At 39.8% G+C, this 21,246-nt stretch carries 17 protein-coding genes and 1 tRNA gene; 11 read left to right on the forward strand and 7 right to left on the reverse strand.

Features of this window, described 5'->3' with window-relative positions; genetic code table 11:
* The gene (gltX, locus tag DK924_RS01785; protein WP_008111109.1) at window positions 1-1,485 is read left to right on the forward strand and encodes a glutamate--tRNA ligase; all 1,485 of its coding nucleotides are present in this window, start codon (window positions 1-3) and stop codon (window positions 1,483-1,485) included.
* A gap of 57 nt (window positions 1,486-1,542) precedes the next feature.
* On the opposite strand, the gene DK924_RS01790 is transcribed toward gltX, so the two are convergent.
* Both DK924_RS01790 and DK924_RS01795 read right to left on the reverse strand, forming a co-directional pair.
* Entirely contained in the window at window positions 1,543-2,394 is an 852-nt protein-coding gene (locus DK924_RS01790) for a CPBP family intramembrane glutamic endopeptidase (protein WP_109874200.1), read from the reverse strand.
* Between the two features lie 87 nt (window positions 2,395-2,481).
* Entirely contained in the window at window positions 2,482-2,877 is a 396-nt protein-coding gene (locus DK924_RS01795; protein WP_109874201.1) for a hypothetical protein, read from the reverse strand.
* Window positions 2,878-3,033: 156 nt separating this feature from the next.
* On the opposite strand from DK924_RS01795, the gene DK924_RS01800 reads away from it, so the two are divergent.
* The 3 genes from DK924_RS01800 (at window position 3,034) to DK924_RS01810 (ending at window position 6,264) form a co-directional block, all read left to right on the forward strand.
* Window positions 3,034-3,738, forward strand: coding sequence for a DUF3581 domain-containing protein (locus tag DK924_RS01800; protein ID WP_016900441.1), 705 nt, complete (start codon window positions 3,034-3,036; stop codon window positions 3,736-3,738).
* Between the two features lie 91 nt (window positions 3,739-3,829).
* Window positions 3,830-5,077: a DEAD/DEAH box helicase gene (locus tag DK924_RS01805; protein WP_109874202.1), complete on the forward strand. Its 1,248-nt coding sequence runs from the start codon at window positions 3,830-3,832 to the stop codon at window positions 5,075-5,077.
* A gap of 257 nt (window positions 5,078-5,334) precedes the next feature.
* Complete coding sequence (locus DK924_RS01810; protein ID WP_109874203.1) at window positions 5,335-6,264, forward strand: hypothetical protein; 930 nt, start codon at window positions 5,335-5,337, stop codon at window positions 6,262-6,264.
* A 261-nt stretch (window positions 6,265-6,525) separates the two neighbouring features.
* Here DK924_RS01810 and DK924_RS01815 read toward each other — a convergent pair whose 3' ends face one another.
* Entirely contained in the window at window positions 6,526-7,482 is a 957-nt protein-coding gene (locus DK924_RS01815) for a methylenetetrahydrofolate reductase (protein WP_109874204.1), read from the reverse strand.
* Between the two features lie 249 nt (window positions 7,483-7,731).
* Here DK924_RS01815 and DK924_RS01820 point away from each other — a divergent pair, with 249 nt between their 5' ends.
* The gene (locus DK924_RS01820; protein ID WP_109874205.1) at window positions 7,732-10,614 is read left to right on the forward strand and encodes a pitrilysin family protein; all 2,883 of its coding nucleotides are present in this window, start codon (window positions 7,732-7,734) and stop codon (window positions 10,612-10,614) included.
* A 136-nt stretch (window positions 10,615-10,750) separates the two neighbouring features.
* On the opposite strand, the gene DK924_RS01825 is transcribed toward DK924_RS01820, so the two are convergent.
* The gene (locus tag DK924_RS01825) at window positions 10,751-11,065 is read right to left on the reverse strand and encodes a helix-turn-helix transcriptional regulator (RefSeq protein ID WP_008110269.1); all 315 of its coding nucleotides are present in this window, start codon (window positions 11,063-11,065) and stop codon (window positions 10,751-10,753) included.
* A 1-nt stretch (window position 11,066) separates the two neighbouring features.
* The gene (locus DK924_RS01830; RefSeq protein ID WP_109874206.1) at window positions 11,067-11,474 is read right to left on the reverse strand and encodes a hypothetical protein; all 408 of its coding nucleotides are present in this window, start codon (window positions 11,472-11,474) and stop codon (window positions 11,067-11,069) included.
* A gap of 326 nt (window positions 11,475-11,800) precedes the next feature.
* Here DK924_RS01830 and cysE point away from each other — a divergent pair, with 326 nt between their 5' ends.
* Window positions 11,801-12,619 (forward strand): serine O-acetyltransferase, encoded by an 819-nt coding sequence (gene cysE, locus DK924_RS01835; protein ID WP_010387694.1) that lies wholly within the window; start codon window positions 11,801-11,803, stop codon window positions 12,617-12,619.
* A gap of 17 nt (window positions 12,620-12,636) precedes the next feature.
* Window positions 12,637-13,281, forward strand: a complete 645-nt coding sequence (locus tag DK924_RS01840) for a hypothetical protein (protein WP_109874207.1) — start codon at window positions 12,637-12,639, stop codon at window positions 13,279-13,281.
* A gap of 15 nt (window positions 13,282-13,296) precedes the next feature.
* On the opposite strand, the gene xseA is transcribed toward DK924_RS01840, so the two are convergent.
* Complete coding sequence (gene xseA, locus DK924_RS01845) at window positions 13,297-14,631, reverse strand: exodeoxyribonuclease VII large subunit (RefSeq protein WP_109874208.1); 1,335 nt, start codon at window positions 14,629-14,631, stop codon at window positions 13,297-13,299.
* Window positions 14,632-14,765: 134 nt separating this feature from the next.
* Between xseA and guaB the strand changes: the two genes are divergently transcribed.
* Both guaB and guaA read left to right on the forward strand, forming a co-directional pair.
* Window positions 14,766-16,235 carry an IMP dehydrogenase gene (guaB, locus tag DK924_RS01850; RefSeq protein WP_008110278.1) on the forward strand — a complete coding sequence of 490 codons (1,470 nt, stop codon included), beginning with the start codon at window positions 14,766-14,768 and terminating at the stop codon, window positions 16,233-16,235.
* 104 nt (window positions 16,236-16,339) lie between these two features.
* Entirely contained in the window at window positions 16,340-17,917 is a 1,578-nt protein-coding gene (gene guaA / locus DK924_RS01855; RefSeq protein ID WP_024602106.1) for a glutamine-hydrolyzing GMP synthase, read from the forward strand.
* Between the two features lie 137 nt (window positions 17,918-18,054).
* On the opposite strand, the gene DK924_RS01860 is transcribed toward guaA, so the two are convergent.
* Window positions 18,055-18,666 (reverse strand): pseudaminic acid biosynthesis-associated methylase, encoded by a 612-nt coding sequence (locus DK924_RS01860; RefSeq protein ID WP_109874209.1) that lies wholly within the window; start codon window positions 18,664-18,666, stop codon window positions 18,055-18,057.
* Between the two features lie 634 nt (window positions 18,667-19,300).
* Here DK924_RS01860 and DK924_RS01865 point away from each other — a divergent pair.
* Complete coding sequence (locus tag DK924_RS01865) at window positions 19,301-20,899, forward strand: response regulator (protein ID WP_258306397.1); 1,599 nt, start codon at window positions 19,301-19,303, stop codon at window positions 20,897-20,899.
* Between the two features lie 238 nt (window positions 20,900-21,137).
* A tRNA-Trp gene (locus tag DK924_RS01870) sits at window positions 21,138-21,214 on the forward strand.
* Window positions 21,215-21,246: the final 32 nt, after the last annotated feature.

Here is a 21,246-nt window from a genome sequence, read left to right on the forward strand (position 1 = left end):
ATGACAATTCGTACCCGTGTTGCTCCGTCACCAACAGGTGACCCGCATCTTGGCACCGCTTACATTGCCTTATTTAACTACTGTTTTGCTAAACAGCAAGGCGGTGAATTTGTACTTCGTATTGAAGATACTGACCAAGTTCGCAGCACACCAGAATCTGAACAAGCCATCATGGATAGCTTACGCTGGTTAGGCCTTGAGTGGGATCATGGTCCTGATGTAGGTGGTGAATTTGGTCCATACCGTCAATCTGAGCGCAGTGATTTATATAAAAAATACGCTCATCAGTTAGTTGAAGACGGCAAAGCATTCTACTGTTTCGCAACCAGCGAAGAACTGGACCAAATGCGTGAAGAGCAAATGGCCGAAGGTCTGCGTCCTAAATACGATGGTCGTGGCTTAAACCATACAGAAGACGAAATTAAAGCAAACCTAGCTGCTGGTAAACCGTACGTTATACGTATGAAAATCCCAAGCGAAGGTACCTTTAAGTTTAACGATTACCTACGCGACGAAATTGAGATCCCGTGGGAAAACGTAGACATGCAAGTGCTATTAAAAGCGGATGGTTTTCCAACGTACTTTTTAGCTAACGTGGTGGATGATCACCATATGCAAATTAGCCACATTTTCCGTGGTGAAGAGTGGATAAACTCAGCACCTAAGCTATTAAAACTGTATGAAGATTTTGGTTGGGAAGCACCGGTACTAGGTCACTTACCATTATTGCGTAATCCAGATAAATCAAAACTGTCTAAGCGTAAAAACCCAACGTCTATTAATTACTACAAAGAAATGGGTTACTTACCAGAAGCGGTACTAAACTACTTAGGCCGTATGGGTTGGTCAATGCCTGATGAGCGTGAAAAGTTCACTCTTAATGAAATGATAGAGCATTTTGACATGAAGCGTGTATCGCTTGGTGGCCCAGTATTCGACGTAGACAAGTTAAGCTGGTTAAACGGTATGTGGATCCGCGAAAACTTAACTGATGCAGAGCTAATGCAGCGTTTTGTTGACTGGAAATTTAATGGCGACATGCTTGCTAAAGTATTACCGGAAGCTAAAACGCGTATAAATACGCTCTCTGACATGGTTGATTTAGCAGGGCACTTTGTAGGCGGTATCCCGACTTACGATCCAGCGCTATTAACAGCCGGTAAAGCTGACGAAGATGTTATTCGCCAAGCGCTGCAGTTTTTTGTATGGCAGCTAGAAGGCTTACGTAGCTTTGAAAAACCAGCTATTTTTGCAATTGCAAAAGAAGTCGCTACCTTCCATGAGCTTAAAATTAAAGACTTCTTAGAGCCTATATTTGTGGCTATTACCGGCAAAACATCATCTACCTCGGTATTAGATGCAATGGAAATTTTAGGATCAGATCTATCGCGTGCACGTTTACGTGTCGCGCTTGCCCATTTAGGTATTTCTAAAAAGCAGGCTAAAAAGATAGAACGCGCATACCGCGATTACCCAAGTGCGTAATCGCGTATACAGATTCAAAAGCCGCTTAATTTAAGCGGCTTTTTTGTGCCTGTAATTCTAAGATGGAGTTGCCAGCATAGGGTAAGTAAATAAGAAAAAGTGAAACACATTAACGAGCCAATGACATAAAATGGCCCATTCTAATCGGCTAGTTTTATAGTAAATATAGCCATAACCAAAACCTGCAACGGCCGCCACAAGCATATAATGAGTACCCGCTGAAAAGTGTGCTAGCGAAAATACACAAGTACTGATCACCGGTGCCAGTAATGCAAACCTGCCCGGGGTTATTAGTTTTGAAAGCTTAGTTTGTATTATTCCTCTAAATAATGCCTCTTCTGCAACGCAGGTAAAAAGTAGGTTGATGGCTATAAATAGCAACCAAAATTCAGGTACTTTTGGTGCAAATTCAACAAGGTTCAACGTTAAAGCAGTTATAAGCGCCGCTAAAATAGTGATAATTATGATTAAAGCAGGGTAGCCGATAGTTACTGGCTTTATCGTTTTGTTTTTTGCAAAAAAATAAGCGCTCAGCATTAAACCCGCTAATGCTTTATCGAAATTAGCATATAGGGTAAATGCAATTGCGTTACTGGTGACTTGTTCATTAACAACAATAGGCAGGTTATTAAAACCCGCAAACCAATGTAAGGCTAACCCGAGTGAGGCTGTTATAAATAAAGACGTTAGAACATTACGTTTTAACGCTGAGGTTGCCAATAGCGTAAAGTGAAACAATCCCACATAAACAGCTATAACAGCAACCGCGTTTAAATTTATATGTTGTTGATAATAGGCAGTAATAACACTTAGCAGCAATAAGTATTGCCATAATGGTTGGCGAAATACAGTGAGTTTACACTGTGGGAAAACACATAAAATAGCGGCAGCTAAAAAGTAAAAAGTCATTGGCAAATACAGCTTGTTGTTTGATAGAGGGAATGAGAGAAAACGAATTACATAGCGTTATAGTCTCAATTAGATAATTTTGAGCTATTAATAATTATAGGCTTGTCCGCTACAAATAACGGCTAAATCACAATTGTAGGGGGATACTGATTGGCACTGCTCTAGTGTAAATGCATTGCCACCTAAATAAAGCACATCGTTTTTAAGGGATTCTATAGCTTGTGATTTCAAACGGTTATAGCTAATTGAGGATGTTCGCGTATCATCTGATACATCGCAGCTTTCGCCTTTTATTCCACCAAGGGGGCTTGCACCTTTATCGAGAGCGTCTTGTACACTGTAAAACTGCTCTAGGCCACGTTTTTTAATGTGGCTTGAAACGTGTTCTGATAAAACGTCGTCGTCGATATTGGTTGTGTAAGTAACGTTATTACAGCCAGTTAAAAATGAAATCGCGCATATTAATAAAGAAAAATACTTCATTAGTTAATCCCTTAAACTCGTATTTGCCTAATTTACTTAGTAAATTAGCGAGTTGCAAATTATCATTTTTCGCCTTTATTAAACAGATTCGACCTCTCAAGATTTTTTTTCTGGTAGTATAGCTAGGTTATAAGCAGTTTAAGCAGTGAACACACTATGTTAAGTCCTTACTATCAGCAGCATGCTGATTATGTTTCAATTTCTCGTGAGCAAGGTTGTCGCTTTGCTAAATGTGTAGCCGACGACTACAACCCGCTTCATGATAAAGACGCTAAAAAGTTTTGCGCACCAGGAGACTTACTTTTTTCTCTAGTGTTAGACCGCTATGGCATTAGTGAGCGAATGGAGTTTACCTTTGCCGGTATGGTTGATGAAAATACCAAGCTAAATTTTCCAGAACAACCAGGAGAAGAGTTTGATGTAAACCATGGCGAAAAAGTAATTTTAAAGGTTAAACGCGACGGTAAAACCAGTAAATGCCCAACACTTACAAACAGTCTAATAAAAAATTATGTTGAGTTCTCAGGTGCTGCGTTCCCGCATGTAATTATTCCTTTAATGGGCAAGCAAGAGGTAATGATAAACCCTGCGCGCCCTATGATTATTTATGAATCAATGATAATTAATCTTAATAACATTGATATTAAATCACCGACCCTAGAGTTTGCAGAGCCAAGCTTTGAATACGCTGGTAAACGCGGCAAAATAACCTTGCGCTTTAATTTATTAGAAAACGGCGAAAAGGTGGGTTTTGGTGAAAAACACATGGTGGTATCGGGTATTCGTGAATACTGTCAAAGTACCGTAGATGATTTAATTGCATTTTATAATGAGCGTAAAGCCACATTAAAACCGGCTTAAATACTTCATTTTACTTAGGCGCTATTTAGCGCCTTTTTTATTACTTAAGCTCAGGTATAATAGCGTTCTTTGTTATTTTAAAGCCAAGCTTATGTCTGCCACATCGTTCTCATCACTAGCCCTAGACCCGTTACTATTAACTGCAATAGAGCAAAATAATTACACTACGCCTACCGCCATTCAGCACAAAACGATACCGCCAATTTTAGCGGGCAAAGACGTTATGGGCAGCGCTCAAACTGGTACTGGTAAAACAGCCGCTTTTGTTTTGCCGCTATTACATAAGCTTTTAAATTCCGCTAAAAAAGACGAACCAGGCATTGCCCGTGTGGTTATTTTAACGCCCACTAGGGAGCTTGCTCAGCAAGTATTTGCAAGCTTTGAAAAATACGCACAAGGTACAGATATAAAAGGTGCACTTGCCTATGGTGGCGCAAGCATTGGCCCACAAATCAAAGCACTTAAAACAGCGCAAGTAATAGTGGCAACGCCAGGGCGCTTACTTGATCATATAGTGAAGGGCAGTGTGGTGCTTTCAAGTGTTGATTCGTTAGTATTTGATGAAGCCGACCGTATGCTTGATATGGGTTTTATTGACGAAATTAAACGAATACTGCGTCACATCCCAGGCGATCGTCAAACCTTACTGTTTTCCGCCACCTTTGATGACAGTGTATTTGAGCTGAGTAAAAAATTGCTCAAAGACCCTGAGCTTATTGAAGTCGATAAGCGCAACTCTGCTGCTGTAGAGGTTGAACAAGTTATTTACGCAGTAGATGAAGACAGAAAGCGCGAACTGGTATCGCACATGATTGGCATGAAAAACTGGCGCCAAGTACTTATATTCACCCGCACAAAACAAATGGCCGATAAGCTTGCCAAAGAAATGTGTAAAGATGGTTTAAAAACCGAATCTATTCATGGTGATAAATCACAAGGTGCTCGCGACCGCGCATTACAAAACTTCAAAGAAGGCAGTACGCGTGTTTTAGTGGCCACCGATGTAGCGGCGCGCGGTTTAGACATACCGGCACTTAAATACGTAATTAACTTTGAATTGCCATACATAGCTGAAGATTATGTGCATCGTATTGGCCGTACAGGGCGTGCTGGCGAGCAAGGTTTAGCGATGTCATTAGTGAGCTTAGATGAGCAATGGCTGCTTGAAGAAATTGAAGTATTGCTTGATACCCGCTTAACACCACAATGGCTAGAAGGTTACGAGCCTGATTTAAACAAGCCCCCTAAAGATAACCGTAAAAACACCAACAAAGCGCGTAAAGATCGCGATAAAAAACGTATCACAGGGCAAAGAGCGCCAAATAGAAGACGTAAATAAAAGCTTAGGACTTCACCTAACAGGCAGCTAAGAGCGAGATATAGTCATTCAGGTGAGTTGTGATTAACTTAATAAGAATAAGAGGAAGCTTTCCTCTTTTTTACATGTTTATATGAGTTACAGAAAGCATAATATTTATAGCTGGCAATCACTTATACTATTTTCTATTAATGTAAGTTCACAAAACAAAGACGTTTTCGCGCTAAAATAGGGAAAGTGTCCTCTGATAAAGTTGTTATAAGTAAAACGGAGGTTCCGTGGGAAGCAAAATACCAAGTGCTAGATTAACTAATAATAAAATAGTAAATGTTGTATGTTATGAGAAAAACCCACAAGGAAAAATTAGTTGTGCAACTGTTGGATGTAATGCAGAACTTTCTTTTGTTAGTAGACATCCAAGAAAGTGTGCATCAAAAACAATAGAGATCCCACCTTGTTTTCGTTTAAAGCCTAGTGAGATTCATGCGAGTGGATGTAAGTACAACATTTCAGGGGCATTGAATATTATTGCTAAAAGCTCTCAATCAGAAGTATTTCAAGCGATATCGGATAAAAAATATGAGTTTAGGTTACATGTGCTAATCAAAGCACTTCGTGAACTATCAAGTATTGAAGTGGGTAAAAAGTCTGAGGGTTGGGGATCTGGTAATGAAAGTGACAAATCATATTCCAATAAAGGTAATCTAAGTAACTATTTACGTACCTTAAAGCAGATAATTGAATTGAGAGTTCTTTGTGAAAATAATAACGAACTCAAGTCTCTCATTGTTTTAAAGTTTAAAGGTAAGAAAATTCCATGGTCTAGATTTTTCTTCGATAATGAAAACTTAACTGACTTTATTAAGTACTATGGAGGAAAAAAATACACTCTTCCTCTTTCCATTTCGGGGCTCATTTATAAAATATCAGAACCAATGGCAACGTTTCCTTATCATGTTGTTGAATTACATTCTCCGTTTGTTGAGCCTGACAGCAAAGGAGTCGTCAAAAAAACTGTGGTACAAATAGTCGTGAAAAACCCAGAGGTTATCAAATCGCTAGTAATTGGAGATGAGTATGTTTTCTTTGGGCAATGGTCTGTAAATGTAAAAGAATCTAAGAATAAAATAGGCCCCAGAAACAACACGCTAGTGTATCAAAACATTAAAATGTATATAAGTAATACGGACCACTTTGTTTCGAGCTGATTACTTATAACAAGGCGCTTAAACTGAAAAGAAACAGTGGGTTATGTTTCGCTTCGCTACACATTACAACCCACAATTTTAGTCCGCTTAACGCGGCGTTAACGTCCGCTCATGGCACTTTGCCAAAATGAAGCTTTGATAAAGTCCTACAGTTTAAACCTGACAGATCAAGTTAGTACTTATTAAAATAAACGAAGCTAACTACTTGAACCGGCTTATTTTATGTAGCTTATCATTCTGCCCGAACCCCGAACCCCGCAATTAAGCTATCAGTTTCTCCGCAAGGTTGAGTTCCATAATCGCTTTTAATAAACGGTATAAGTTAATTGACGCGTCAATTTCTTCTTTACGGTTGGTTAAGCTTTCAATATTTAAGCCCAGCGGTACACCTAAGTGGGCACAGCTTTTTAAAATCGAGTCGAGGTTTTCGCGACAAATACGCACCGATTCGCTTAATGTATTTTCCGAATCAAGCATGCGCCATTTAGTTGCCTCTGGCACTGAGATGCCTAGCCACTGCATAAACTCTAAGGTTTTTTCACCACCACAAGGCGTAAAGGTTAATATAATCCGATTAGGTGTCAGGCCTTGTGCTTTGCATGTGCGCGCATAACTGGTTATTAAATCTATGGTTGCTTGTGCGTTGTAAACGGCTTGAGAGATAAAAAACTGGCACCCTTGTGCTGTTTTTTCTATTAAGCGTTGGTGCTCGTTGCGCTTATTGGCATGGCGTTCAGCAATGGTTACGCCACCTAAAAAGAAGTCTTCAGACTGCTCTGCCAGAGTTTTGTAGGCATTCGGTAAGCTTAGCTTTATATCACCCGCTGATGATGGGCTGCCCACTAACACCACGTTTTTTAAATCGTAGTCATTTTTAGTTTCATCTAACCACGCTTTAAACTCACTCACACCGCGCTGAGCTACACTTTTATAAGTAATTACATCAAGATCAGATAAGCCTCGTAAGAGTTGACTGTACTCGCGCGGATCAACTGTTTGCTTAAATGCAAATGGACGCGCTTGCTCTGTACGGCTGCTTTCATCTTGAATGTCATAAATAATCACACCGTCATATTCAATTTCGTGTAAACGGCCTAATAACTTTTCGGCAATGATTTTTAATTGCGCTTTATCAGTCCCAATTTTTGGCGGTGTTGTGCCAATTAGGTAAACACCTTGGTTGGTGTCCTGTATTTTTTCTTGAAGTGATAAAGCCATAATCCCCATTCCAGCTTAATTTGTGATGATGGATTTAATATAGCAGCCATTTAGACGTCTAGATAGATTTATTTATTGAATGTTTCTCAACTAACGTGAATTATTTTCATGATTAAACCAAGTTACCAGCAATAACTGACACAGTTGTTTACATAATTAATAGGCTTAGGGCTCTTATATTTAATTACTTTACGGCATACTTAGTTTGGTAAATGTTTTAAAAATTGCTCAATTTAAAAAGGGATAACAATGAAATTTAAATTATTGGCAACTAGCCTAGCGGTATCGCTGGCCTTAACCGGTTGTGCTATGCAGCAAAGTCAAAACACGCAAACAGCAGCTCAACAAGAACAAGTTAATAAAGCAGATGAGCGTGTTTTTTCACAAGATTATCTAATAGAAGAGCTAGATAACGGCCTACGTGTGATGGTAGTTAAAACCGATTACCCAGATGTAGTATCGCTACAAATACCTGTATCTGTTGGCTCGCGTAATGAAGTGGAAGCAGGTAAAACTGGTTTTGCTCACTTTTTTGAACACATGATGTTTAAAGGCTCTGAAAAGTTTCCGCAAGATGTGTATTCAGATATTTTAAAAAATTCAGGGGTTGATAACCGCGCCTACACAACTAACGATTACACTAACTACCACTTAAATTTTTCAAAACAACATCTTGATAAAGTACTTGAGATTGAAGCTGATATTTTTCAAAATTTAAGCTACACCGAAGAGCAATTTAGAACCGAAGCGCTAACGGTTAAAGGCGAGTACTTAAAAAATAACGCCAGTCCAATTCGTAAATTATTAAGTGCGGTACGCCAAGAAGCGTTCGAAAAACATACCTATAAACACACTACAATGGGCTTTTTTGAAGACATTGAAGCTATGCCAGATCAAATGGCCTACGGTAAAGAGTTTTTTGATAAGTTTTATAAGCCTGAATATGTATCGCTTGTGATTGTTGGTGATGTTGATCCAAAAGAGACCATGGCGATGGTTAAAAAACACTGGGGTAACTGGCAAAAAGGCGACTATGTTGCTGATATTCCAAAAGAGCCAACTCAACAAGCGCCAAAATATGTGCATGAGCAAAACGAAGGATTACCTGGCCATTGGTTACTTGTGTCGTATAAAGGGGCCGCATGGGAGCCACAGAAAAAAGACAGAGCCGCATTAGATTTACTCTCGCAGCTTTATTTTTCGAGCAATTCAGATATTTACCAAGAGCTGGTAGTAGAAAAACAAATCGCGAGTCAAATGTTTACCTATAACCCTGAAACTAAAGATCCAGGGTTACTGCATGTATTTGTAAAAGTTGAAAATGCCGATGATTTAGCCACAGTGCGTGATGCTATAAACCGTACGTATGCCAAAGCGCGTACCGAGTTGGTTGATAGCCAAAAACTCAGCGATTTAAAGTCTAATCTTAAATACAGCTTTATAAATGGTTTAGATTCGTCGCAAGCAATTGCCTCTACACTTGCCAGCTATATGCATTTTGAGCGCGATCCTGAGGTAATTAATCAGCTGTATAAATCGGCAGACAATATCACTAGCGAAGATATTAGAGCCGTTGCCAATAAGTATTTTGTTGATAATGCGCGCACCACAATTACTATGTCAGCACTTGATAAAGCCCCTGGTTTTGAACAAGAAAGCGATTTAGATGCCTTGGTAGCAAAATATCAGCAAGTACCGAGTAAGCCAATCTTTAAAGTGCTTGATAAAACTAATAGCTCGCCGTTAATCGATATTAACTTATTATTTAATACCGGTGCCGCTGCCGATCCGCAGGGTAAAAAAGGCGTAGCGGCTTTAACTGCCGCAATGCTGGCGCAAGGTGGCTCAACCTCAATGAGTTACAAAGATATTAAAAAGGCAATGTACCCGCTGGCAGGTAGTTTTGGTTATCAAATAGATAAAGAAATGCTGTCGTTCCAAGGGCGTATTCATAAAGATAATGCTGCTCAGTGGTATGCCTTAGTGAGTGAGCAGCTATTAAGCCCAGGCTTTAGAGAAGATGACTTTAAGCGTCTGAAAAAAGAAATGATCGATGGCATTAAATCAGGTTTAAAAGCCTCTAACGACGAAGAGTTGGGTAAAGAAGTGCTCTACAGTGTGCTTTATAAAGGCCACCCTTATGAAAGCTATAACTACGGTGATTTATCTGATTTAGAAGCGCTTACTCTTGATGATGTTAAAGCGTTTTATAATACTGAACTTACACAAGCTAAACTTACTGTGGGTTTAATTGGTGCCGTGCCTGAAAAACTCAAAACACAAATGTTATCTGACTTAGCGACACTTCCAAAAGGCGAACAAAGCCGCTTAACAATCCCTGATGCGCCAGTGCTTAAAGGTCATCATGCAACAATTGTTGAAAAGTCAGCGCAATCAACAGCTGTATCGTTTGGCTTTCCTATTGATACCATTCGTAGCAGCGAAGACTGGACCGCATTGTGGCTAGTGCGTTCGTACTTTGGTGAGCATCGCAGTTCTAACAGTTACTTGTACGAACGTATTCGTCAAACGCGTGGTATGAATTACGGTGATTACGCCTACATTGAATACTTCCCTAGAGGTATGTTTCAAACTAAACCGGATGCAAACTTAGGGCGCTCTGAGCAAATATTCCAGGTGTGGCTGCGTCCACTGCGCTCAAACAACGATGCGCATTTTGCTACCCGTACCGCATTATTTGAGCTAGATAAGCTAATTAAAAATGGCATGACTGAGGCTGATTTTGAAGCCACGCGTAACTTTTTAATTAACTTTGTGCCACAAATGGTTGCTAGTCAAAATCGTCAGTTAGGTTATGCGCTAGATAGCGAGTTTTATAACACCGATAGTTTTGTAAACTATGTAACAAACAAGCTTAAAACATTGACTGTTGGCGATGTAAATCGAGTGATTAAAGACAACCTACAAACTGAGAATATTCACTATGTGTTTGTTACCGGTGATGGTGAAGATATGCAAAAACGTTTAGCAACTATGCAAACCTCGCCTATGGTGTATAACACCGATAAGCCTGCCGAATTAGTGGCTGAAGATAAGGTAATTGCTGATTACAAACTGGCAATACCAGCGAAAAATATTGAAGTAGTGAAGGTGGATAAAGTATTTCAATAATTTAAGTTCTTAAGTTCTTAAGTTCTTAAGTTCTTAAGTTCTTAAGTTCTTAAGTTCTTAAGTTCTTAAGTTCTTAAGTTTTTAAGTACTAAAAAATGCCCCTGTGCCGTAAGCATTGGGGCATTTTTATATTTTATTAGTTACTAACTAATAGTACTGAGGCTGCACCAAGGGCAAAACTAATAACAGAGCTAATAACTAAACCAGCAATAAAACTTTTAGATGGGCTGTTATTGGCATCATTTTGGTTGTTTTCATCAAGCTTAATAAGCTCACCTTGGCGTACTTCAAATACCGCACATAAGGCCATGGTGGTTTCTTTTGAGGCTGCACCTTCTTTTTCTACCCGTTGAATAGTTCGTAAGCTTACATCGCAGGCATCGGCAAGCTGTTGTTGTGTCCAATCGAATGTGTGCCTAAGCGACTTTACCGTTGCAGGGTTTAATTGCATGTTAAAGTTTCCCTACAATTAGCTCTACGACTGTTGCTGTGGTATAGCCAAATACTGCACCACCTAACGCGCAGCCTAGAATAAAAAAAGCCGCTTTTTTAGGATCGCTAGGAAGACTACTTTGAACTTGCTTGGCAAGCACTTCTTGATCTTTGTAAAGAGTGCATTCAAGTCGTCCTGTCAGTATGTTGAGCATGTCAAATTTCACTTGGTACTGCGAATTTTCAAATTCAAATTTGTGTGAGCTTTTTATATTAACACTGCGTCTGCTGCTAACTAAGTCATCGTTAATATAGACTTCTTCTTTACCTGTAAAGTAGCTTCCAAAACAGGCTATTTGGTTATCGCCATCTTGAAAGTAAAATTTATAGCCTAATTTTTTTGTATTTAATATGTCGTTTTTCATCATCGTTATCCTTGTTGAGTTGATGATGCTAATTTAGCGTTTATTATTATTTTTTACGCCGTCAGCAGTACGCCAGTGGCTATTTTGGCACATGACACACGTGCTGTCATATATTGTTATTTACTGATTTTTATTAACTTATTTTATTTTTGTATGAATAGCTAAATCAGCCTAGCTGTCATATGCTCTAGCTTTAAAAAAGTATTACATAGATAAAACTTAGCTAGTTATATCTAATAACTAGAACAAATAACGAAGGGATTAACACCTAGGCGGCTAAATCCGTTAGAATTAGCGGTAGGCTCTTTGTACTAACTTAAGGCATTATTATGCGTCATGAAATTTGGCAACAGCTTCGTAGCGAAGCAAATGAAGTAGTAACTCGTGAACCCCTTTTAGCGAGCCATGTGTATTCGTGTATTTTAAATCATGAGTGCTTAGGGTCGGCATTGAGTTTTATTGTTGCTAATAAACTAGCTGATGCTGTGGTTTCTGCTTTTACAATCCGTGAGTTATTTGACCAAGCTTTTGTAAAGTGTGACCGCATGCTGACACATGTTGCTCATGATATTAAAGCAGTAAAAGATCGTGACCCTGCAGCCGAAACCTACCTTACTGTGATTTTAAATTTAAAAGGGTTTCATGCGATACAAGCGCACCGCTTAGCTAACTGCTTATGGCAACAAAACCGTAAAGAGCTTGCACGCTTTATTCAAAGCCGTACCTCAGAGGTGTTTGGGGTTGATATTCACCCTGCCTGTAAAGTAGGCCAAGGCATCATGTTTGACCATGCCACCGGTATTGTTATAGGTGAAACTGCAGTAATTGAAGATAATGTATCTATATTACAATCGGTTACATTAGGTGGTACGGGTAACGAGCAAGGCGATCGCCATCCTAAAATTAGAGCGGGCGTACTTATTGGTGCGGGTGCTAAAGTGTTGGGTAATATTGAAGTAGGCGAGGGCGCACGTATTGGTGCAGGCTCTGTGGTACTAAGCCCTGTGCCACCTCACACAACTGCTGTTGGCGTACCTGCAAAAATTATTGGTCGTCCTGATTGTGAGTGCCCGGCAGAAAGTATGAACCAAAACTTTTTAGAGTACCCCGAGCCAGAAAACGAATCGCACACCAGTGCAATGCTTTAATTTTTGAGTACCTAGAAATGATATATAAAAGTAACCTTGTGGCTATGCTGCTCTGTTTTTCTTCAGGCGTGGCGTTAGCAAGTGGTTACTTTTTGTTTTTTAAAGATTCCACTCGTGTTTCCTCAGCGCCCAAACAAGCTGTAACCTCTTCGGCTAACACTCAAGTCAATAATCAGCCAACTACTTTGCAAGGCCTAGTGCAGGTTAATAAAGCCCAAGAGGCTGATCAACAAACTCAGCTAGCACAACATGTGGTTGAGCTTAATCAGCGGCTTGAAAAAAAATCAATCCAGCTTAAGCAGTCTCAACAACAGTTAAAGTTAAATCAATCAGAAAGTGTAGAGCTTGATGATGAGCTCGCAATACAGTTTGAACAAGAGGCTGATAATCTCGAATGGAGTTACGAGCTTGAAGTCGCGTTAACTGACTTTTTAATTATTAATGAGTTTGCAGATAGCGCTGAGCTTACAGCGCTAAAGTGTAAGCAAACAATTTGTAAGTTTGAGCTTACCATTAACCAACATGCCGTTAATTATGGAGCTAAATTATGGCGCGAGCTAAACGATAAGCTTCATCTTGAACCTTGGTGGCAGCAATTTAAACTCAGTGCATCTCAATCTAACGATGCCCGTATTGAGTTTACTGTTAGTACGCAAGGCTAGCGCTTAGCAATATGGCTAAGCTTCTACCTTTGAAATAACCTGGCCATCTACTAACTCAGTGATCAACACATCACCCACTTTTACATCTTCCACTGATTTAACCACTTTATTTTGCGCCGTTTTCGTTATGCTGTAACCGCGCGCTAATACATTAAGGGGGCTAACCGAATCAAGCCGACTCGCCTGTAAGGCAAGCGTATTATTTGCGTGTTGTAGTTGCTGCTGCATAGCTTGGTGTAACCTTGCATGTAGCTGGGCTAACAGATGGCTTGCTTGTGCGAGCTTTTTATCTGGTGATTGGCGCATTAGGCGTGGAGTTAAATTAGCTAACACGCGTTCTTGCTGGTATAAACGCTGACGCATTGCCTGTTGCAGTGCAATACTCAGCTCATCTAAGCGTTGTGATTTTTGGTTTAGCTGATTGCGCGGGTGGCATAAATTTAAGCGGTGCTGCAACTGTATGGCTAGTGCGCGTTTATCGGCAATGTCGTGTTTAAATGCATTCGCTAAACGGCTAATTAACTGATGAACCCTATTATGTAGCTCTTGTGTATTGGGGCTTACGAGCTCTGCGGCTGCAGAAGGAGTTGCTGCACGTACATCAGCAACGTAATCGCTAATCGTGGTGTCTATTTCATGGCCAACAGCGCTCACAATGGGTAGTGCGCTTTGATAAATAGCGCGAGCAAGGTGCTCATGGTTAAAGCACCATAAATCCTCTAATGAACCACCGCCGCGCCCGAGTATAATAACGTCGACCTCATTACGTAAATTTGCCAGCTCTATTTGCTTTATTAAATGGCCATGCGCTTCTTTGCCTTGCACCATCGCAGGATAAATAACGACTTCTAATTGCGGCGCACGACGTTTTAGTACTGTTAAAATATCTTTAATTGCGGCGCCTGTAGGTGAGGTGATCACCCCTATGCGATTTATGTTTTGGGGTAGGGGTTTTTTATAAGCGGAGCTAAATAAGCCCTCTGCAGCCAAACGCATTTTTAGCGCGTCAAACTCTTGCTTAAGTTGCCCTTCGCCGGCAGGCTCCATATGTTCAACAATAAGCTGGTAGTCACCACGGGGTTCGTACAAAGATACACGTGCTTTAACGGTTACTTGTGCGCCGTTAATTGGTCGGTAACTTTGGTTGCGATTATTGCCTCGCCACATGGCGGCTTTAATTTGCGCTTTATCGTCTTTTAACGAAAAATACCAATGCCCAGAAGCAGGCGCAATAAAGTTAGAAATTTCACCTGTGAGTATTAAAGACGCAAAACCTTGTTCAAGTAAGGCACGTATTTCACGATTAAGGCGAGATACGGTATAAACCGTTTGCGAGGGCTTAGAAAACATAAAAACTACCAAAAAACATTTATAAATCTAGCTTATCATAAATAAATACAAAATATTATTTACTAGTGCCTACAACGCTGTTAAAATTTGGCCGCAATTCCTTATCTTAGATCCACATGTGAGAAGTTGCCAAAATGCTTAGAATCGCTAAAGAAGCTCTTACCTTTGATGACGTACTTTTAGTACCTGGTCATTCTACTGTTTTGCCACATACGGCAAATATTTCAACTCGCTTAACGCGTGGTATCAAACTTAACTTGCCGCTCATTTCAGCATCTATGGATACTGTTACAGAAGCTCGTTTAGCTATTGCCCTCGCGCAGGAAGGTGGTCTTGGTTTTATTCATAAAAACATGACCATTGCAGAACAAGCGAAAAATGTTCGTAAAGTTAAAACCTATGAAGCAGGTATTGTTTCATACCCTGTTACAGTAACGGCCGATCTGACTATTGCAGATGCTGTTGAATTGTCTCAGGAAAAGGGATTCTCAGGTTTTCCGGTCACCGATAGCGAAAATAACCTTGTAGGTATCGTAACTAGTCGTGATATGCGCTTTGAAACTAAGCTTGAACAGCCGGTTTCAACAGTGATGACGAAAAAAGAAAACCTAGTAACGGTTAAAGAGGGAACTGCTCGCGAAGATATCTTAAGCTTAATGCACGAACACCGCATTGAGAAGATTCTTGTGGTTGATGATGCGTTTAAACTTAAAGGCATGATCACCGTAAAAGATTACCAAAAAGCACAAGACAAACCAGATGCATGTAAAGACGAGCAAGGCCGTTTACGTGTAGGTGCTGCGGTAGGCGTTGGCGCAGGCACTGATGAGCGAATTGCTGCATTAGTTGAAGCCGGTGTTGATGTACTACTAATCGATACTTCTCATGGTCACTCTCAAGGTGTTATTGACCGTGTTGCAGCGACTCGTCAAGCTTACCCTGATTTACAAATTGTTGCGGGTAACGTGGCAACTGCCGAAGGTGCTATTGCCCTTGCAGATGCCGGTGTTGATGCTGTTAAAGTAGGTATCGGCCCAGGTTCTATTTGTACTACACGTATTGTTACTGGTTGTGGTGTACCACAAATAACAGCCATTTCAGATGCGGTTGAAGGCCTTAAAGGTCGCGATATTCCAGTGATTGCCGATGGCGGTATTCGTTTTTCTGGTGATATTGTAAAAGCATTGGTTGCGGGTGCATCGTGTGTAATGGTTGGCTCTATGCTTGCGGGTACTGAAGAAGCACCAGGTGAAGTTGAACTTTATCAAGGTCGCTACTACAAGTCTTACCGTGGTATGGGTAGCCTAGGAGCGATGGATCAAAAAGAAGGTTCATCAGATCGCTACTTCCAAAAATCAAACCAGGCTGACAAGTTAGTACCTGAAGGTATTGAAGGTCGTGTTGCTTATAAAGGGCCAATTGCGACAATTATTCACCAACAAGTGGGTGGTCTTCGCAGTGCAATGGGCTTAACCGGTTGTGCCACAATCGAAGAGCTAAACACTAAACCACAGTTTGTACGTGTAACTTCTGCTGGTATGGGTGAGTCGCATGTTCATGATGTGCAAATCACTAAAGAAGCACCGAACTACCGTTTAGGCTAATCAGCCTTAACAACTTGAAATAAGTGGGCTAACCTTTGTTAGCCCTAATATAGTCACACAGCTTAAGCTGGTGGCGTTTAGCACCTGACTTTACGAGATACTTCATGAGCAAAGACATTCACGATTCACGAATCCTCATTTTAGATTTTGGTTCACAATACACGCAGTTAATTGCCCGTCGCGTACGCGAAATTGGTGTTTACTGTGAGCTTTGGGCTTGGGATGTAACCGAAGAGCAAATTCGCGAGTTTAACCCACAAGGTATTATCCTTTCTGGTGGCCCAGAATCAACTACGCTTGAAAACAGCCCGCGTGCTCCTGAGTATGTATTTAATGCAGGCGTTCCAGTACTTGGTATTTGTTACGGTATGCAAACTATGGCAACACAGCTTGGCGGCCGTGTACATAGCTCAGATAAAAAAGAATTTGGTTACGCACAAGTTGAAAAAGTGGGTAACTGTGCATTATTTGATGCCATTGAAGATCATATTACTGATGGCGGCAATGGTGTACTAGATGTGTGGATGAGCCACGGTGATAAAGTAATGGAAATTCCAGATACTTTTAATACCACTGCTAAAACATCTACTTGCCCACATGCGGCAATGTCTAACGAAGAAAAACGCTTTTACGGCGTACAATTTCACCCAGAAGTAACGCACACACATCAAGGTCAACGTTTACTAGAGCGTTTTGCTATTGATATTTGTGGTTGTGAAAAATTATGGACGCCGGCAAAAATCATTGATGACGCCATTGAGCGTATCAAAGAAACAGTAGGCGACGACGAAGTTATTTTAGGCTTATCAGGCGGTGTAGATTCATCGGTTGTAGCTATGCTTATTCACCGTGCTATTGGTGAACGACTAACCTGTGTATTTGTTGATAACGGGCTACTTCGTTTAAACGAAGGCCAGCAAGTTATGGATATGTTTGGCAATAAGTTTGGCTTAAACATTGTTAAAGTAGATGCCGAAGATCAATTTTTAAATGACTTAGCAGGTAAATCAGACCCAGAAGATAAGCGTAAAGCCATTGGCCATACGTTTATTAACGTATTTGATGAGCAAGCTAAAAAGCTTAAAAACGCAAAATGGTTAGGCCAAGGTACAATTTACCCTGACGTAATCGAATCAGCAGCTTCAGCGACTGGTAAAGCACACGTAATTAAATCGCACCATAATGTGGGCGGCTTACCAGATGATATGCAAATGGGCTTAGTAGAGCCATTACGTGAGTTATTTAAGGATGAAGTACGTAAAATTGGTTTAGAGCTAGGTTTACCGTACGACATGCTTTACCGCCACCCATTCCCAGGGCCAGGTTTAGGTGTGCGTGTACTTGGCGAAATCAAAAAAGAGTACTGTGATTTACTTCGCCGCGCTGATGCTATTTTCATTGAAGAGCTTCACAAAGCAGAGCTTTACCATAAAGTAAGCCAAGCGTTTACTGTATTCTTACCGGTTAAGTCGGTAGGGGTTATGGGTGATGCACGTAAGTATGATTGGGTTGTTTCACTTCGTTGTGTAGAAACCATTGACTTTATGACTGCGCGTTGGTCACATTTACCGTATGAGTTCTTAGGTGTGGTTTCAAACCGTATCATTAATGAAATCGACGGTATCTCACGTGTTGTTTATGATATTTCAGGTAAACCACCTGCAACTATCGAGTGGGAATAATTGTATGCTGCAAGCCATTAATTTAATGGCTTGCTTTTTTCTTATTGAGCTCAACTTTTTAATCACCATCCAACCACAAAAACACCCAGCTAAATATGAATTCGCCACTTTAATTAAATCGACAAACAACTAAAAAGCTATTTCTCAAGTAAAAACCACGTTATATCATCTTGAGGGGCCCAATTATCCCTTTTATATACAAAACCATAATCAACCAACTTTAATCCATAATTATCAATTAAATCCCCTGCAAAATCTCGCTTAAATAAACGCTGCTTATGGCCTCGATAGTCGATATCAACAGGTGCAGGGTTATAGTACTCTGCTACCAAAATATAGCGGTTACTGTTATTCACTAAATTATCGTATACATTACTTAGATACTCTGGATTGATATGTATTAGTACACCAGCGGTAAAAGTTAGATCAACTTTAGCCTCACGCATTGGCTCTAAAATTGAACCGACTTTAATTTCTGCCACATTGAGCTCACCCGCCTGCTTAGCAGCTACTTCATTTATTTCATAGCCACTTAGCGCCATGCTTGGATTTAATTTTTTCAGCGCTAATAAGTTTAATCCTATATTGCAACCTAGCTCTCTTGCTGAGCTAATACTATTAGCTGCCTTTAACATTTTTGACCACATGGCTACTTTTGAAAAAAGAAGCTGCTCAGAATTGTTTCTATCAATATAGTCATGACCAAATTCACCAGCCCAGAATTTTTCTTGTTCTGTTTTATAAGACACTGTATTTTCCTCAAAAATAAAACTTACAATTTTAATCCGCTTTGAGCTTAGCAAGCTACTATTCGGAATCGTTAAGCATACTACGCATTATAACTTAATGTTATTTATGCCATAGTTTTTGTCTAAGCTAATAAAAAAGCAAGTGTGGATGTATAGTTCGGAAGGGAGAATAAACAACAGATTGATTGAATAAGTAATAATAGAGGATTACTTTTCTCCGAGGGGATTCGAAAAAAGCAACCTAAGCCATTAAATACAATGACTTCACCTCTAAGCAAAACCTTATCAAAAAAGTCACGCTTGTAGCAGCGTAAAAATAACAATTTAAACTTTCATAGCATTAAATAAGCTCAGTAAACTGCGGTTATAGACATTGTAAAAAGAGCTGCTAAATTAAAAAACAGTTCTATACTATAAATAAAATCAAACAACTCAGGTATGAGAATATAATTTTGTCCCTATTTGCAGTTTAAACTCTCCCGTTGCAACTAGCTAAAAATTAATAAAAAAAATGTATTAATACAGGGTAAGAGTAAAAGCGTTTTTATTGGAGGAGGAGATTGTTAAATACCATCCTAAACCTTTGATAGTTTCTTATTAGGTCGCAATTTGATATAGGGTAATGAGGGGTTTTGTGAGAACTGATGAGTCAGCGGTAAATAGGTTCGAAGAGCAAATGCAACTTTTCATCCTTTGGTTGTTGTGTGTGGGTGGATTGTTAACTGCAGCTAGCTTATTTATACTTGAGTTGCCGAATAATACATTGTCATTAATGATAATTGCTGTGTGGGAGTTATGTGCATTAAGCGCTATTGCCTTTAAAAAAATTCGACAACGCTTGTTAACTCTATTGGCTATTTTGATTACCTTGGCTTTTCCCTTTATTATTTTGGTAAATGGTGTTGTCCCAGCTAGTTTAGCTCCGCTGTTTGTGGTGGTGCTAGTGCTCGTCCTAAAGGGTCAAACGCGTATTATCTGCATGTGTATCTTAAATATTACGCCATTAATGTTACTTGCCAATGGTGAGCCCCAAACCACGGCGATTGTGGTACGCGTTGTGTTTAGCACTATCGTTCTTTCCATCTTAATTTATTACCTTCTTAGTAGTTATCAAGCATTAGTCGATAAAACTCAATTGCAATTAGATACAAATGAACGAATATATGGAGTCATTGGGCATGAGTTGCGAACACCCGCTGCAACCATAAAAATGCTAATAGATATTGAGCTTGAGCAAAACTGTTCGAAAAATATTTTAGAGTTGCAGCGGTTATCCAGTCACTTACTATGTGTGTTGGATGATATGAAGACGTCCTCTAGTAGTGCTACCTTAGCTGTGTACAAGAATAATGAAACTATATCGGTTCATGATACCGTTGAACGGGCGATTGAAGGAGTAAAGCCTTTAGCCGAAAAGTATAATTTTATTATTAACTTCTCAGCAAAAAGAGCAGTTACAGAGCATCATATAGGCTCCACTAAAGCTATCTTCCAAATTATTCAGAACTTAATTAAGAATGCGATATTACATAGTGGTGGTAGCACAGTCACTGTAATGAAATCAGCCGAATCCTTAAGCCATGATAAAACCCATTATCGTATTAATGTTATTGATGATGGTAAAGGTATCGATGTTAAATTTCGAGATAAGATGTTTAATGCATTTGAACGTGGCGATACATTGAGTGAAGGTACTGGGCTGGGGCTTAATATCTGCAAGCAAATAGCTAACACTTTGGAGGATGGAGATTTAAGTTATATTAGTAGCGAAAACGGTGGCGCTAATTTTGAGTTAGTCTTTGTTTTGCATAGTGTTGATGAGCATGATGCAGTCTCAGTAAAAGTGGATGATTTCGAATTACTGCAAAACCTAAAAATACTGCTAGTCGAAGATACACCTATGCTGCGTATGATAGCCAGTAAGATCCTTACCCAAAATGGCGCGATAGTGACTGAAGCAGAGGATGGTATTATTGGTTTAAATCAGGCAAGCACAGGCGATTTTGATTTAGTCATCACGGATATCATGATGCCAAATTGTGATGGCTACGAGTTAACTGTTAGACTGCGCGAGCAAGGCTTTGTTAATCCCATTATTGGCGTAACAGGTGCCACAGTTGGCAGCGAAGCTGAACGGTTAATTGCGTGTGGTGCGAATGCGGTTTTGCCTAAGCCACTAACACTTTTGAGTATTACAGAGGAGCTAAAAAAGTTAAAAGTAAATAAAGCTTAAGTGTCTACAGGCAATTACGCAATGGCAAGTTTGAAATCATAACTGCTTTAGTTTTATTCTGAGTGAGCTAAGACGCTACAAGCAATTGAGATTGAATAATATACTAGTTGTTAAAAAGTGAAAAACCATAAATTAGCATGCTAATTCGCCGTTTTGTTTATTTAAAAAGCAAACAAACCAAAAAGTTGAATTTTTACTTTACCTTTGTCAAAAGGTCTTTATAATTCATCGTCATTGCAGGGGCGTAGTTCCAATTGGTAGAACAGCGGTCTCCAAAACCGACGGTTGGGAGTTCGAATCTCTCCGCCCCTGCCATTTCTTCTTTACATCGTTTTGATTACTTCATA

This window comes from Pseudoalteromonas sp. meg-B1 (genome assembly GCF_003173795.1).
GTDB classification, from domain to species: domain Bacteria; phylum Pseudomonadota; class Gammaproteobacteria; order Enterobacterales; family Alteromonadaceae; genus Pseudoalteromonas; species Pseudoalteromonas undina.